The following is a 14223-nucleotide window of genomic DNA, read 5'->3' on the forward strand; positions in this document are numbered from 1 at the left end:
CGGCCGGTCTGGACTGGGGTTCGGTGGTCGTCATGGAGGCGTCGCCGTACGGTCGCGCGGCTGGTTATGCGGCCACGGTCGCGGTGTTGGGCACCGCGACCGCGGTGCGGGTCGGCGGGCCGACGGCGATCCTGGCGATGAGTGACGAGCTGGCGCTCGGTGCTTACCGCGCGGGTGGCGTAGTTCGTCCGATTGCTGCTTTGTTGACCGCCTACTGGTGGGTAGGGGCCGACAAGGTGACATTCGGGTGCCGGAGGCGAGGTTCGAATGTTGCCAGTATGACATTTCCGCAGGTCAGCGACGCCCCGACGACGCAAACGGAATCCGATTGCGTCGTCGGATGAAAAGCTGCCCCCAAACCAGAGTCCTCGCCGCGTACGACACTTCTGAGGACCACACCGCAGGGTCGCCCTGCGTGCGCCCGGCGCACGCGGGATGGCCCCGAGCCAGTCAGAGCTGCTGCACGGCGACAATGCGCTCCTCGAGCTGCTCGATCGAGGCTTGCGCGCTCGGCGGTCCGCCACAGATCTTGCGCAGCTCGGCGTGGATCTGGCCATGCGGCCGGCCAGTACGGTGGTGGTGCGCGGCGACCAGCGTGTTCAGCTGCCGGCGCAGGTCGGCGCGGCGCTGGTAGGTCGTACGCACCTGCTCCAGCGGCGGCGCGCTCGGCTTGGGCGCTTTGGCTTGAGCGGCGATCTGGTCGGCCTGCCGCTTGGACAGCAGCATCGCGACCTGGTCGGGCTCCAGCAGGCCGGGCAGGCCGAGATATTCCTCCTCCTCGGCGGTGCCGGCGACCGCGCCAGTGCCAAACGACGCGCCGTCGTAGATCACCTGATCGAGCTGCGCCGACGCCTCAAGCGCGGTGAACTTCGGCAGGTCTCCATCAGCGCCGCCTTCGTTCTCCTCCTTGTTGGCGGCCTCCAACAGCGCGTCGTCGAGGCCGTCGGACTCACGGTGCGGTCGGTCGAGTACGTGGTCGCGCTGCGCCTCCATCTCCTCGGCGAGCGCGAGCAGGTTGGGCACGCTCGGCAGGAAGATGCTGGCCGTCTCCCCCGGCCGCCGCGCCCGTACGAACCGGCCGATCGCCTGGGCGAAGTACAACGGAGTGCTCGCGCTCGTCGCGTACACGCCGACCATCAGCCGCGGGATGTCGACGCCTTCGGACACCATCCGCACAGCGACCATCCAGCGGTCCTCGCTGGCGGTGAAGGTGGCGATCTTGGCCGAGGCGGTCCGGTCGTCGGACAGGACGGTCACCGGCGTCTGGCCGGTCACCTTGCGCAGGAGCTCCGCGTACGCCTTGGCGGCCTGGTGGTCGGAGGCGATCACCAGGCCGGCCGCGTCCGGCACGTGCTGACGGATGGTCTTCAGGCGCGCGTCGGCGGCGCGCAGCACCGCCGGCATCCACTCGCCTTTGGGGTCGAGCGCGGTCCGCCAGGCCTGCGCGGTCTGCTCCTTGGTCAGCGGCTCGCCGAGCCGGGCGGACAGCTCCTCGCCGGCGGACGTGCGCCAGCGGGTCTCGCCGGAGTACGCCATGAAGATGACCGGTCGCACGACGCCTTCGCGCAGCGCGTCTCCGTAGCCGTACGAGTAGTCGGACTGCGAGCGCCGCAGACCCTCGCGGTCACGCTCGTATGTGACGAACGGGATCGCGTTGTCGTCGCTGCGAAACGGCGTGCCGGTGAGCGCCAGCCGGCGTACGGCCGGGTCGAAGGCGAGCTTCACGCCGTCACCCCAGGTGCGCGCGTCGCCGGCGTGGTGGATCTCGTCGAGGATCACCAGCGTGCGCCGCGAGGTCGTACGCCGCCGGTGCACGGCCGGCGCGAGGCCGACCTGCGCGTATGTGACGACGATGCCGTGGAAGTCGCTGGACGTGCCGCCGACGGTGTTGGAGAAGGTCGGGTCGAGCTGGATGCCGACCCGCGCGGCGGCCTGAGCCCACTGCGACTTCAGGTGGTCGGTCGGCGCGACGACGGTGAGCTGGTCGACCGTGCCGTCGGCCAGCATCTCGGTCGCCACCCGCAGCGCGAAGGTCGTCTTGCCGGCACCCGGCGTGGCGACCGCCAGGAAGTCCTGTGGCCGCCTCCGCAGGTAGTCGACCAGCGCCTTACGCTGCCAGGCCCGCAGGCCCGGCGCCGCCGGTCTTGCTTCATCCTCCTGCGACACCCCCGCCGCAAGCGACATTCCGCGCACTCCCCCCAGGACATGACGAGACCCCCGCGGCGACGGCCGGCGGAGGCCCGACGAAGCCTACCTCTACGGCTCCAGCGACTCGTAGATCTCCTTGCAGTCGGGGCACACCGGCGAGCCCGGCTTGGGCGCCTTGGTGACCGGGAACTTGTAGCCGCAGATCGCGATCACCCAGTTACCCATCACCGCGCTCTCGACCATCTTGTCCTTGTCCACGTAATGGAACATGTCCGGACCGGTCTCGGTGTCCTGCGTTTCCGGGCGGACATCGGTCTGCGTACTCACACCGCACTCCTCTCAAGGCCGCTCTCCAGTCTGGCACGGGATTTCGCGGACCGCGCGCAGCCTCCTGACGTGTCTTCGGCGATACGGTTTCGACCCGGCGACCTGACGCCAGCGGGGCCGCGGATGTAATAGCGTGTCGGACGTGACCGGAACAGCGCGCTGCCTGCCGTTTCCTCCCGAGATCGCGGTCGGCGACGAGGTGGCCGTCGCGCTGGCCCAGGGCCTGCCGACGGTCGCTCTGGAAAGCACGCTGATCGCGCATGGACTGCCGCGGCCGCGCAACCTGGAGGTCGCGCGCGAGCTCGGCGCGGTCGTACGCGCCGCCGGTGCCACGCCGGCGACCATCGGCGTGCTCGACGGCCGTGTCGTGGTGGGCCTGCACGACGACCAGCTGCGCCGGATCGCGCTGTCCGAGCAGATCCCGAAGCTGTCCGCGCGCGACCTGCCGTTTGCGGTGGCGACCAAGTCCGACGGCGCCACCACCGTCGCCAGCACGGCGGCGATCGCCCACCGCGTCGGCATCGGCGTGTTCGCCACCGGCGGGCTCGGTGGCGTGCATCGCGGCGGCACCTACGACGAGTCGGCCGACCTCGGGGTGCTTGGCCGTACGCCGATCACCGTGGTGTGCGCCGGCGTCAAGTCGATCCTGGACGTGCCGGCCACGCTGGAGCGGCTGGAGACGCTGTCGGTGCTGGTCGCCGGCTATCGTACGGACCGGTTTCCGGGGTTCTACCTGACCGACTCCGGCTGCGCGGTGCCGTGGACGCTGGACAGCCCGGCCCAGGTCGCCGCGGCCGCCGCGGCGCGCGACCTGCTGGGGCTGGGCAGCGCGGCGATCGTCGTGGCCAATCCGGTGCCGGCCGACCGGCAGATGGACCCGGCTCTGCACGACCGCGTGCTGACCCGCGCGCTGGCCGACGCCGCCGCCGAAGGCGTCACCGGCAAGGACGTCACGCCGTATCTGCTGGCCAGGTTTCACCAGGACACCGAAGGCGTCAGCCTGGAGCTCAACATCGAGCTGGTACGGCGCAACGCCGAGCTGGCCGCGCAGGTGGCGGTGGCCGCGGCGACCGACGGTGCCGCGCGCGCCAACGTGCCGGTCGCCGGCATCTCGGTGTGGCCGCGGCCGCCCGCTGAGTGAGGTGACGGATGCGCGCATGGCCACCATGCGTGCGTCGGACGCACGCATGGTGGCCATGCGACCAACCCCGATCGCGGTCGTCGGTGACCTGGTGACCGATGTGGTGGCGCTGCTGAGCGGACCGGTGGAGGCCGACACCGACACGCCGGCACGCGTACGGATCACCGGCGGCGGCGCGGCCGCCAACACGGCCGCCTGGCTGGGGTCGCTCGGCACGCCCGTAACGCTGATCTGCGCGGTCGGCGGCGACGGCCAGGCACGGATCGACGAGCTGGCCGGCGTGGACGTGGCGGCGCAGGTCGTAGGCGAGCCGACCGGCACGATCGTGGTGCTCGTACGGCCGGACGGCGGCCGCAGCCTGCTGCCGGATCGTGGCGCCAACGAGGGTCTGTCTGCCGATCATGTGCGGCGCGCGCTCGACGAGCGGCGGCCAGCGCACGTACACGTCTCCGGTTATGCGCTGATGGGGCGCGGATCGCGCGCGGCCGGTCTCGCGGCGATCGCGTGGAGCCGCGAGCACTCCGTCACCTCGTCGGCGACGCTCGCCTCGGTCGCGCCGCTGCGGGCGGTCGGCCCGAAGATCCTCGACTGGCTCGACGGCGTCGACCTTTTGCTTGCCAACGAAGACGAAGCGGCAGTCGTGACCGGCGAGTCCGAGGTGGCCGCGAAGGTCCTGGCACGTGGTCGTACGGCCGCCGTCGTCACGCGCGGCGCTCGTGGTGCGGTCTGGTCCGATGGCGACAGTGTTGTCGCTTGCGATGCCGCGCGAGCGACTGTCGTCGACACGACCGGCGCCGGCGACGCGTTCGCCGCTGGCGTACTCGCCTCGCTGGCGGACGGACCTGCCGCGGCGCTCGCGGCCGGCTGCGCGCTCGCCGCGCGTTGCATCGCGCATCCGGGAGCTCGGCCTGTCCGCTAACGGACCTGGTTTTTGCCGGTTTGGCCGGTAAGAGTGAGCTGGCCCACTCTGACACGGAGGTTTCGCGATGCGCCTGGCGAGATGGTCGGCGGCGGTGCTGGTCGCCGCCGCACTGGTGGCTCCGGCGCCGGCTTCGGCGGCGCCAACCTGGACCGGCAGCTGGGCCGCGGCGCCGGCGGCCGGCGATCCCGGTCTGCAGGGACGCGGATATCCCGGCTATTCGCTGCGTAACGAGCTGCACCTGAGCGTCGGCGGCAGCCAGCTGCGGATCCACTTCTCCAACGCCTGGGGAACCGGCGCGTTACCGCTCGACCACGCCACCGTCGCGGTCTCCACCGGCGCCGCGTCGCCGGCCGCGCGCGCGGGGTCGATGCGTACGCTGACCTTCAACGGCCAGGCCAAAACGACGATCGCCAAAGGCGGCGAGACGGTCAGCGACCCGGTGCCGATGGCGGTCGGCGCCGGCACCAACCTGCTGGTCACCACGTACGTGTCGGCCGACGCCGGACCGGTGACCTTCCACTCCGACGCGCGGCAGACCTCGTACTTCACCAGCGACGGCACCGACCACAGCGCCGAGGAGTCCGCAGCGGCGTACACGCAGGCGACCGGATCCTGGTACTACGTCAACGAAGTGGACGTACGCGGCGGACCGCCGAACAGCGTCGTCGCGCTCGGCGACTCGATCACCGACGGCGCGCTGTCCACCCCGAACACCAACAGCCGCTGGCCGGACCGGCTCGCCGCGCGGCTCAACCAGCGGCCGGCGCCGCAGCGGCACGGTGTCATGAACGCCGGCATCGGCGGCAACTGCATCCTCGCCGACGGCACCCGGCCCGGCGGCCCCGGCGCGTGGGCCGGCGAGAAGGCGCTGGCGCGCCTCGACCGCGACGTGCTCGACCGCACCGGCGTACGCACCGTCATCGTCGTCGAAGGCATCAACGACATCGGCCAGAACACGCGGGTCAGCGACCCGCAGCTGCTGATCGACGGCCTGACCCAGATCGCGCAGCGCGCGCACGCTCGTGGGTTGCGGGTGATTGGCGGGACGATGACGCCGGCGCCGAACTACACCGGTGATCTTGAGTATGTGCGCGAGGCGGTCAACCAGTGGGTCCGTACGACTCACGTCTTCGACGGCGTCGCCGACTTCGACAAGGCCGTACGCGATCCGCAGGACCCGCATCGGATGTTGCCGGCCTACGACTCCGGCGACCACCTGCATCCCGGCGACGCCGGCTACCAGGCGATGGCCGACGCCGTACCGATCGCCGCTCTCTAGTGTCCCGAGTCGAATGTGCAAAGCAGGACCACTTTCAGCGAGGAAGGTGGGCAAACTTTGCACACTCGACATCGAGCAGCGCGACAGGCGGTCGGAGCACCAAGAGGCGCGGATTGGCCTTGGACCCGTACGGTCGCCGATGCTTAGGCTGCGCGGCATGAGGATCAGAGTCGTGGACGCCTTCACCGACCGGCCGTTCGCCGGCAACCCGGCCGCGGTGTGCCTGCTGGACGGCGACTGGCCGGACGAGGCATGGATGCAGCGGGTGGCGATGGAGATGAGCCTGTCGGAGACGGCGTTCGCCCGGCCGACGCCGGACGACCCGGAGGCCGACTGGGGGCTGCGCTGGTTCACGCCGACGGTCGAGACCAACCTGTGCGGCCACGCGACGCTGGCGACCACGCACGTGATCGCACCAGAGGAGGCGATCCGGTTCAGTACGCGCAGCGGTGTACTCATCGCGCAGCCGACCGACGATGGGGCGATCACGCTGGACTTTCCGGCCAACCCGCCAGTCGAGGCGGCGATGCCGGACGGCCTGACGGACGCGCTCGGCGCGAAGGCCTTGGCGGCCTACCAGACCGGGGCGCTCCGCGACGTCGTAGTTGTCCTGGCCAGCGAAGACGCGGTGCGTACGCTCACGCCCGACCTCAACGCGATCGCCGAGATCGGCCGCCGCACCGACACGCGCGGCGTGATCGTGACCGCGCGGGCCGACCATGGCGCGTACGACTTCGTGTCGCGGTTTTTCTGTCCGCACCAAGGCATTCCGGAGGACCCGGTGACCGGCAGCGCGCACACCGCGCTCGCGCCGTACTGGTCACAGCGGCTCGCACGCGACGAGCTCGTGGGCCTGCAGGCGTCGAAACGTACCGGATTGGTGCGCACGGCCCTGCGCGGCGACCGCGTACACCTGACCGGTCAGGCGGTGACCGTGCTGGACGGCACGCTCAACGCTTGAGGTCGCGCGGGTCCACGATCTCGCCGACCACGATGCCGTCGGTGGACTCGCCGGAGGTGATGGCGCGGTCCGGCGCGGGATGGCCGTGCAGCCGGTTGCGGAAGCGGCTGGCCTGCTTCGGCGGCCGGTCGTTGGCGATCAGCACCGCCATCCACGGCAGCGCGACCATCCCGACCAGGCACAGCGCGACCCACAGCGGCGTCAGCGGCACCTGCAGGGCGAAAACGATCACCGCCGCCAGCAGGCACACCACGCGCAGGCCCATCATCACGACGTAGCGGATCTCCCGGCGCCGCAGCTGATCAGGCAGGCTCTCCTTCGCCTCGGTGATCACGATCGGATCCCGAGCGTGCGAGTTAGCCACGCTGATCTCCTCCTTCTCCGGGCTCACCCACCATCGTCCTCCTTCGGCGCCGAGGATGCGATGCGCGGGGGTGAGTTTTATCCAACCAGCAACGCAAGAGCCTGTTCGGCGCCGGAAATGCGCAGATCGTCGACGCCATAGCCGCCGCGTAGCAAAGCCCATCGCTGCCGCGTCAGCCGCGCGTGCAGCATGTGGTCGACGCGGTCCGTACGCGCCGCGTACGTGTCGCCGCACGGCTGATAGCCCAGCGACCTGGTCACGCCGAGCGCCGCGTCGTTGTGCTCCTCCGACTCGGACTCGGCGGCGACCGCGTCGAGCTGCGTAAACGCCAGGTGCAGGACCATCGCGCGCATCGCCTTGGCCAGGCCGCGGCCGCGATAGGCCAAGCCGAGCCACGACGAGGTCTCCACGATCCGCAGCCGCGGGAAGTCGACCGCCTTCAGGTCCTGCGTACCCGCGAGCTCGCCGTCGCATTCGAGCAGGAACACCAACCGCCAGCGGTCCGGGCCCGACTCGGCCCTGGCCCGCCAGACGTGCCGCGGGACCCACTCGGCCAGCGAGCCACCAGGCAGCGTCGGATCCATCTCCAGCTCCGCCGGTGCGATCGCCAGCAGCGCGGGGAGGTCGGCGTCGGTCGGCGTACGCAGGAGCAGGTCGTGGCCGGCGGCAGTGGCGCTGACGCGCAGGTCGAACAACGGCCACCAGGAACGGTCGGCCGTCACTTGCTCGCCTTCGCCGCCGCCTTCATCTCCTTCTTGTATGACCTGACCTCGGCCAGGCTGTCGTCGTCCACGATGTCCGCGACCGACTTCATCGCCCCCTCGACGCCATAGTCACCGGCCGCCTCGCGCCAGCCCTTCGGCTGTACGCCGAGCTGCTTGCCCAGCAACGCAACGAAAATCCGCGCTTTCGCGTCGCCGAAGCCGGGCAGCTTCCTGACCCGCGCGAGCAGCTCGGCGCCGGTGTCGACACCTTTCCAGACGTTCGCCGCCTCGCCGTCGTAGTCGGCCACCAGCTGCTCGGCCAGCGCCACCACGCGGCGCGCCATCGCGGCCGGAAAACGGTGGATGGCCGGCTTTTCCACGAACAGCTCGACCAGCCGGTCCTCACCGGCCTCGACGATCCCCCGCGCGGTCACCTTCCCCATCCGCTGGGTCAACACGTACGGCCCGACGAACGCCTTCTCCATCGGCACCTGCTGATCGAGCAACATGCCGATCAGCAGCGCCAACGGATCCTTCGACAGCAGAGCATCCGCCTCCGGCTGCAGCGCCAGGCGCAGCTGTGCGGCGGCACGTTTGGGACTCATGCCGATCATCGTGCCATGAATTCAGTCCTCCCGACCGGCGCCACGCGACTTGAGCAGGTTGTCGACCAGCTTGCGCTTGACTGGCGGCAGCGCGTTGACCAGCCGCGCACCGCCGCGTACGGCGGCCAGCATCAGGCCGCCGACGACCGGCTTCTGCAGCGGGTTGTCCTTGCCATGATTGCGCAACGAGTCGCGTACGGCAGTGAAGCCGTAGTCGATCATCTTCGTCTCGTAGTCGTGGATCGCCGTCAGCACCGGCCACTCGCCGTGGCTGGCCTTCGCCAGGTTGCGGCACAACAGGCGCGCGTCCCGCAGAGCCGTGTTGGCGCCGACACCACGGCCCGGCGTCATGGTGTGGATCGCGTCGCCGAGCAGCGTGACGTTGGTGGTGTCCCACTGCGGCACCGGCGCGGAAGTGGCCTGGCTCCGGTTGCTGATGGCGCAGGCGCCCGGATCGCTGAGCTCGAACAGCCGGTGCAGCGTCGGCGACCAGCCGGCGGTCATCCGCTTCGCCATCTCGATCGCCGCGACGCCGGTCACCTCACCGAGATCGGCTGGCAGCGCGTCCAACGGCGCGGCTAGTCCCCAGCTCACGTGGTCGCGCGTGTTGTCGAACAACAGTCCCGGCCAGTTGCGCAACAGCTCCGCGTCGGTGCCGGGTTTCACCACACCGTCGCGATCCCACCGAAACTCCATCACGTGCATGATGAAGAAATAGCCTTTCGGCGCGAAAATCAACGACATTCCCTGCAGCATGTGCGGCGGCAGCAGCCTGCGCACCTCATCGGTCAGCGGCACTTTTCCACCACCACCGGCCACATCGGCATCCTCCAGGCGCGCGTGCGGCAGATATTGCTGTCGTACGCGCGACCGCGTGCCGTCCGCTGCGACCAGGATGTCGGCGGTGGCCGACGTGCCGTCCTCGAAATACGCGGTGACCGTGCCGTCGGGGTTTTTCTGGTAATGGTGAAACTTCTTGCCGAAATGCACGAAATCCTCCGCGCCGGTCAGCAAAACCTGGCGCAGCGTCACTCTGCTCACTGACCGCTCGCTGTCCAGATCGCCGCGGTCCAGCGGAAAACTCAGCGAACACAGCTCGGCCAGCTGCTCGGTGTAGAGATTGCCGCGGCGCATCGGCGCGGCACAGGTCGCCAGGAAGGTGGCGAACAGCTCCGGCGGCAGGCATTCGTGCAACGCGCGTACGCCGTCGGGGTTGATCCCGACGCGGAATCCCTGCAGGAAGTCCGAACGCGTACGGTCGCGCTCGTAGACGGCGACGCTGACGCCGGCGCGGCGCAGGCCGTGCGCGAGGCACATCCCGCCGGTGCCGGCACCGATGATCATGACGTGGAAACGCTGTCGTGGCATGGCAAATCCCTTTGTCTGTCCGCGGGAACTAGACTCCGGGTTGCGACACCTCACGGAGTGCGTCTCGTTCGCGCGGGACGGTTTCGTGGACGCGGCTCGCCGGATGTTCGCGCATCCGGCGGGCCGGGTTTTACGGTGTGTCCTCCTCGGTCGGGGTGGCGAGCCCGGCCGGGACCTGGCCGGTGTGGTGAAACTCCTGCCAGCCGGCCAGCTCGTGGAAAGTCCCATCCGCCAGATCGGCCAGCACCGCGCGCAGCCAGTCGGCTTCGGCCACCAGCAGCGCGATCCGGTATTCGTTGTCCAACAACAAAACACGCGGTAACGCGGCCGCCGCGAGCTGCGAGCGCTCGGCGGTGATCACGGTGTCGAGCTCGGCGAGACGACGGCTCAGCAACGTCTGCACGGTCTCCGGCGCGATGATGGCGACCAGCGACAGCGCCGCCTCGAACCGCGGATATTCCCGCGCCGGCGCTACCAGCAGGTCGGTCAGCCAGCCAGTCAGCTCGGCGCGGCCGGCGTCGGTGATCGCGTACACCGTGCGCTCCGGCCGATTGCCCTGCCGGCTGGTGCCGGTGGCCGCGACGTAGCCGTGCTTTTCCAGCGTCTGCACGACGGCGTAGAGCGAGCCGCCTTTCAGCTGCAGGCCGCCTTCCTTGCCCTGGCTGCGCAGCGCGGCGGCCATCTCGTACGGATGCATCGGCCGCTCGACCAGCACTCCGAGCGCCGCCAGCGCCAACAGGCTTCGTTTCACTCGATGATCGTAGCAGACTATTCAGAATTGACTATTCGCTTTGGAATGGACCCGTCGCAGGGCCACCCTGCGTGCACCACACGCACGTCGGGTGGCCCTGCGGCCCGGCCGGTCGACAGGCATGCAGCAGGATGAGTGCGTGGATCCGCTGTTCAGTAGTGATGTCATCGGCAAGCTGCGCGAGGCCGTGGAGAAGGCCGGCTACACCGTCGACGGGGTCAACGCCGCGCTCGGACCGCAGGCGGCCGCGGCGCTCGGACGCGGCGACCTGCTCCCGGCGCGGCGCGCGACCAGTGGCGGCTCGCCGCTGGAGACGCTGATCAACCTCTTCGTGTGTGGCGGTGTGCTGTCGACGCCGGCCGTACAAGCCGCGATCGAGCCGCTGCGCGTCGACCAGGCGCTGTCGGTCGGGCTGTTGGAGCCGGCACGCGGTGGGCTGCGCGCGGCGATCGACCTCCGGCCGTACGGCGATGACGACGGCGACTGGTGGGTCGTGTCCGACCTCGGCACGGACGTACGTCCCGGTCCGCTGGCCGCCGACCACGTGCTCGGCATCGGCGGTGCCGCGCTCACGCTCGCGAGCGCGACCGTCCGGCAGGAGGTCGGCAGCGCGCTCGACATCGGCATCGGCTGCGGCATCCAGGCACTGCATTTGGCCAGGCACAGCAGGAAGATCACCGGCACCGACATCAATCCGCGGGCGCTCGCGATGGCCGCGACCACGGCCGCGCTGAACGGCCTGCACTGGGAGCTGCTGGAGGGCGATCTCGCCGAGCCGGTGACCGGCCGGCGCTTCGACCTGGTCGTGTCCAATCCGCCGTTCGTGATCGGCACGGGCGAGGCGACGCATGTCTATCGCGACTCCGGCCGGTCAGCCGACGGCGTGGTGGCCGAGATGCTCGGCGCCGCGACCGGCCTGCTGACCGACGGCGGATGGCTGCAGCTGCTCGGAAACTGGCTGCACGTCGCCGGCCAGGAGTGGACCGAGCGGGTCGGCGGCTGGCTGCCGGAACGCTGCGACGCGTGGGTCGTACAACGCGAGGTGCTGGACCCGGCCGAATACGTGGCGATGTGGCTGCGCGACGCCGGCGAGGACGCGACGCGTGCGGACCGTTGGCTCGACTGGTTTGCCGAGCACGACGTGGAAGGCGTCGGCTTCGGATTGGTGACCGTACGAGCGTCCAATGTGGACTCGCCGAGCCAGGTGCTGGAAGACCTGCGCCAGCAGACCGACCATCCACTCGGCATCCAGGTGCGCGAGTTTTTCGGCCGGCTCTCGGCCGTACGCGGTGGTCTGCTCGACCTGCATCTTGTGGCCGACCCGTCGGTGCGGCTGACGCAGGAGGCAGTACGTGGTGCCGATGGCTGGGAGGTCGAGGAGCAGCTGCTGACTGGCGGTGGGCTGCGCGCGGCCCATGCCGTCGATCCTCTGGTGGTGGCGCTGGTCGGTGGCTGCGACGGCACGTTGTCGCTGCGCGACCAGCTGACCATGCTGGCGCAGGCGCATGACACCGATCCGGCGACGCTGCATGCCGCCGCCGAGCTCGTCGTCGGTCCGCTCGTACGGCATGGATTGCTGAGGCCACTGTGAAAGCCGTCGTACAGACCGTCACCCGCGCGTCGGTCACCGTCGACGACGAGGTCGTCGGCAAGATCGGCGCCGGCCTGCTCGTACTCGTCGGCGTCACGCACGCCGACACGCCGGCCACCGCGGCGGCCATGGCACGCAAGATCCACCAGCTGCGGATCCTCGGCGACGAGCAGTCGGCCGCCGATCTCGACGCGGAGATCCTGGTGGTCAGCCAGTTCACGCTGTACGCGGACACCCGCAAGGGCCGCCGCCCGTCGTGGCAGGCGGCCGCATCGGGACCGGTCGCCGAGCCACTGGTCGACGCCGTCGTCGCCGCGCTGCGCGAGCTCGGCGCGCGGGTGGAGACCGGCCGGTTCGGCGCCCACATGCTGGTGGAGTCGGTCAACGACGGACCGCAGACGATCCTGCTCGACCTCGCCTGACCACCGCCTCGCCCGACCGCCGCGCGGCGGCATGCCCGAATGTCACCTGGCGCAGCATTTACGCAGGTCAGCCACCATCCGACGACGAAATCGGAATCCGATTGCGTCGTCTACAGCGGCAGGGAGACCCAGGGCAGGATCATGGCCAGCGCGACCATCCCGGCCGCCGCCAGATACGCCGTACGGCGACGCCACGGCGTGCGCCGCGGCGGGGCCAGCAGGCGGTGTACGCGATCCAGCACGGCGGCCTCCGCGACGCCGAGAGCGCCGGCCGGGGCCGAGCCGCGCGCCGCCGAGCCGAGCCGAGCCAGCGCGGCGGCGAGTACGTGCCGCTCGCAGCCGAAGCACGCGCGGTCGTCGGCGACCATCTCGACCAGCCGGCCGACCGCGCCGCCGGCGGCGCGGACCGGCGGCAGCCAGGGCAACGCGGCGGTCCACGCGGCGAACGGCAGCACCACCAGGTCGTGCCGCTCGGACAGGTGCGCGTGCTCGTGCGCCAACACGGCGTCCAGCTCCGCGTCATCGAGCAGGTGCATCACGCCCTGGGTGAGCACGACCCGGCCGCGTACGCCGGGCAGGCAGTAGGCCGCCGCGTGCGGATGGTCGAGCACCGTCGCCGACCGGTCCCGCTCGTACGGCGTGCCGACCAGGTCGACGACCTCACGGTGCCGCCGGCGCGTGCGGGCCGTACGCCACAGCGACAGCAGCAACACACCGACCAGCCGGGAGAACAGCACGACGGCGAGGCAGACCAACAGCAGGTGCACCGGACCAAGGCCGGCGGTCAGGTCACCGCGAGCGATCGCGGCCAGCCACGCCGAGGCGGCCTCCGCGACGGTCGAGCCGAGCGGAGACAGGCCGAGCATCAGCACGGCGCCGACCGCGGCCAGACCGGAGGACAGGCCGAGCGCCTGCCAGAGCACGAGCGCGGCGCGCGGCTCGCGGACCGTCCACCTGGCCGAGGCCAGCCAGTGCGCGGCTGGCAGAACCAGCACGACGGCCAGCATGCCGAGAAAGATCGCCGGCGCGATCACTCTGGTGATGCCTCTCGGCGGTCGAGTGCCTCGGCGAGCGCGGTCTGCAAAGCCTCGGCCTCCTCCCGGCTGACCTGTCCGACAAACCGGACCAGCACCGCCGACCGGTTGTCCGCGGATTCTCCCGCGGTGTCCAACACCTCGTGCATCAGGCCCGCGACGTGCTCCTCACGGGTCGCGGTGGCGGCGTAGTGGTGCGCCCGACCGTCACGCGTACGCGCAACATAACCCTTGGCCTCCAGCCGTGACAACACGGTCAACACCGTGGTCAGTGCCAGCTCGCGGTCGGACAGCGCGTCCGAGACGACGCGCGCCGTGACCGGGCCGGAGGCCGACCACAGCACATCCATCACCGCGCGTTCGAGCTCACCAAGGCGCAGCATCCGGCTCCTCTCGCATGGCCAAGCGGTCGTCCCATTCTCCGGCAACGACGCCAGCCGAGCTATCACTTCGCCGGACGAGACCTCACCCGGACCCGACCCCATTCTACGTCGAGTAGAACTCTGGTGACCGACCGCGCTTGACAACGAACCGCACACTGGAGAGCAGATACCGCCAATCGGGCCAGAGTCTGTGGATCCGCGCGGAAACCTCACATGGATCACA

General features: G+C 70.3%; 16 protein-coding genes. 7 read left to right on the plus strand and 9 right to left on the minus strand.

Annotated features, from left to right (window positions below):
• Positions 1 to 32: 32 nt before the first annotated feature.
• Positions 33 to 344 carry a hypothetical protein gene (locus GNX95_RS11675; protein ID WP_163507108.1) on the plus strand — a complete coding sequence of 104 codons (312 nt, stop codon included), beginning with the start codon at positions 33 to 35 and terminating at the stop codon, positions 342 to 344.
• A gap of 106 nt (positions 345 to 450) precedes the next feature.
• On the opposite strand, the gene GNX95_RS11680 is transcribed toward GNX95_RS11675, so the two are convergent.
• Complete coding sequence (locus GNX95_RS11680) at positions 451 to 2184, minus strand: DEAD/DEAH box helicase (protein WP_163507109.1); 1734 nt, start codon at positions 2182 to 2184, stop codon at positions 451 to 453.
• A gap of 72 nt (positions 2185 to 2256) precedes the next feature.
• A complete protein-coding gene (locus GNX95_RS11685; protein WP_425483879.1) occupies positions 2257 to 2475 on the minus strand; it encodes a DUF3039 domain-containing protein in 219 nt (72 codons plus the stop codon).
• 142 nt (positions 2476 to 2617) lie between these two features.
• Between GNX95_RS11685 and GNX95_RS11690 the strand changes: the two genes are divergently transcribed.
• The 4 genes from GNX95_RS11690 (at position 2618) to GNX95_RS11705 (ending at position 6778) form a co-directional block, all read left to right on the plus strand.
• Positions 2618 to 3616, plus strand: a complete 999-nt coding sequence (locus GNX95_RS11690) for a pseudouridine-5'-phosphate glycosidase (RefSeq protein ID WP_246281574.1) — start codon at positions 2618 to 2620, stop codon at positions 3614 to 3616.
• Positions 3617 to 3632: 16 nt separating this feature from the next.
• A complete protein-coding gene (locus GNX95_RS11695; protein ID WP_222853520.1) occupies positions 3633 to 4535 on the plus strand; it encodes a carbohydrate kinase family protein in 903 nt (300 codons plus the stop codon).
• A gap of 67 nt (positions 4536 to 4602) precedes the next feature.
• Positions 4603 to 5817, plus strand: coding sequence for an SGNH/GDSL hydrolase family protein (locus tag GNX95_RS11700; RefSeq protein WP_163507110.1), 1215 nt, complete (start codon positions 4603 to 4605; stop codon positions 5815 to 5817).
• A 157-nt stretch (positions 5818 to 5974) separates the two neighbouring features.
• The gene (locus GNX95_RS11705; RefSeq protein WP_163507111.1) at positions 5975 to 6778 is read left to right on the plus strand and encodes a PhzF family phenazine biosynthesis protein; all 804 of its coding nucleotides are present in this window, start codon (positions 5975 to 5977) and stop codon (positions 6776 to 6778) included.
• Here GNX95_RS11705 and GNX95_RS11710 read toward each other — a convergent pair.
• From GNX95_RS11710 to GNX95_RS11730, 5 genes are all read right to left on the minus strand, one after another.
• On the minus strand, positions 6768 to 7169 hold the full coding sequence (locus GNX95_RS11710) for a DUF3099 domain-containing protein (RefSeq protein WP_222853521.1): 402 nt from the start codon (positions 7167 to 7169) through the stop codon (positions 6768 to 6770). The two genes, GNX95_RS11705 and GNX95_RS11710, sit on opposite strands and share 11 nt — an antisense overlap.
• A 50-nt stretch (positions 7170 to 7219) precedes the next feature.
• Positions 7220 to 7864, minus strand: a complete 645-nt coding sequence (locus tag GNX95_RS11715) for a GNAT family N-acetyltransferase (RefSeq protein ID WP_163507113.1) — start codon at positions 7862 to 7864, stop codon at positions 7220 to 7222.
• Complete coding sequence (locus GNX95_RS11720) at positions 7861 to 8451, minus strand: HhH-GPD-type base excision DNA repair protein (RefSeq protein ID WP_222853522.1); 591 nt, start codon at positions 8449 to 8451, stop codon at positions 7861 to 7863. Before GNX95_RS11720 ends, GNX95_RS11715 begins: the two co-directional genes overlap by 4 nt.
• Positions 8452 to 8472: 21 nt before the next feature.
• On the minus strand, positions 8473 to 9819 hold the full coding sequence (locus GNX95_RS11725) for an FAD-dependent oxidoreductase (protein ID WP_163507115.1): 1347 nt from the start codon (positions 9817 to 9819) through the stop codon (positions 8473 to 8475).
• 130 nt (positions 9820 to 9949) lie between these two features.
• Entirely contained in the window at positions 9950 to 10570 is a 621-nt protein-coding gene (locus tag GNX95_RS11730) for a PadR family transcriptional regulator (protein ID WP_222853523.1), read from the minus strand.
• 139 nt (positions 10571 to 10709) lie between these two features.
• Here GNX95_RS11730 and GNX95_RS11735 point away from each other — a divergent pair, with 139 nt between their 5' ends.
• Complete coding sequence (locus GNX95_RS11735; RefSeq protein ID WP_222853524.1) at positions 10710 to 12161, plus strand: DUF7059 domain-containing protein; 1452 nt, start codon at positions 10710 to 10712, stop codon at positions 12159 to 12161.
• Entirely contained in the window at positions 12158 to 12583 is a 426-nt protein-coding gene (dtd, locus tag GNX95_RS11740; RefSeq protein WP_163507117.1) for a D-aminoacyl-tRNA deacylase, read from the plus strand. Before GNX95_RS11735 ends, dtd begins: the two co-directional genes overlap by 4 nt.
• A 110-nt stretch (positions 12584 to 12693) precedes the next feature.
• Here dtd and GNX95_RS11745 read toward each other — a convergent pair whose 3' ends face one another.
• Both GNX95_RS11745 and GNX95_RS11750 read right to left on the minus strand, forming a co-directional pair.
• Positions 12694 to 13617, minus strand: coding sequence for a M56 family metallopeptidase (locus GNX95_RS11745; RefSeq protein WP_163507118.1), 924 nt, complete (start codon positions 13615 to 13617; stop codon positions 12694 to 12696).
• Entirely contained in the window at positions 13614 to 14000 is a 387-nt protein-coding gene (locus tag GNX95_RS11750) for a BlaI/MecI/CopY family transcriptional regulator (RefSeq protein WP_163507119.1), read from the minus strand. Before GNX95_RS11750 ends, GNX95_RS11745 begins: the two co-directional genes overlap by 4 nt.
• Positions 14001 to 14223: the final 223 nt, after the last annotated feature.

The sequence above is a fragment of the Fodinicola acaciae genome (assembly GCF_010993745.1).
GTDB classification, from domain to species: Bacteria; Actinomycetota; Actinomycetes; order Mycobacteriales; family HKI-0501; genus Fodinicola; species Fodinicola acaciae.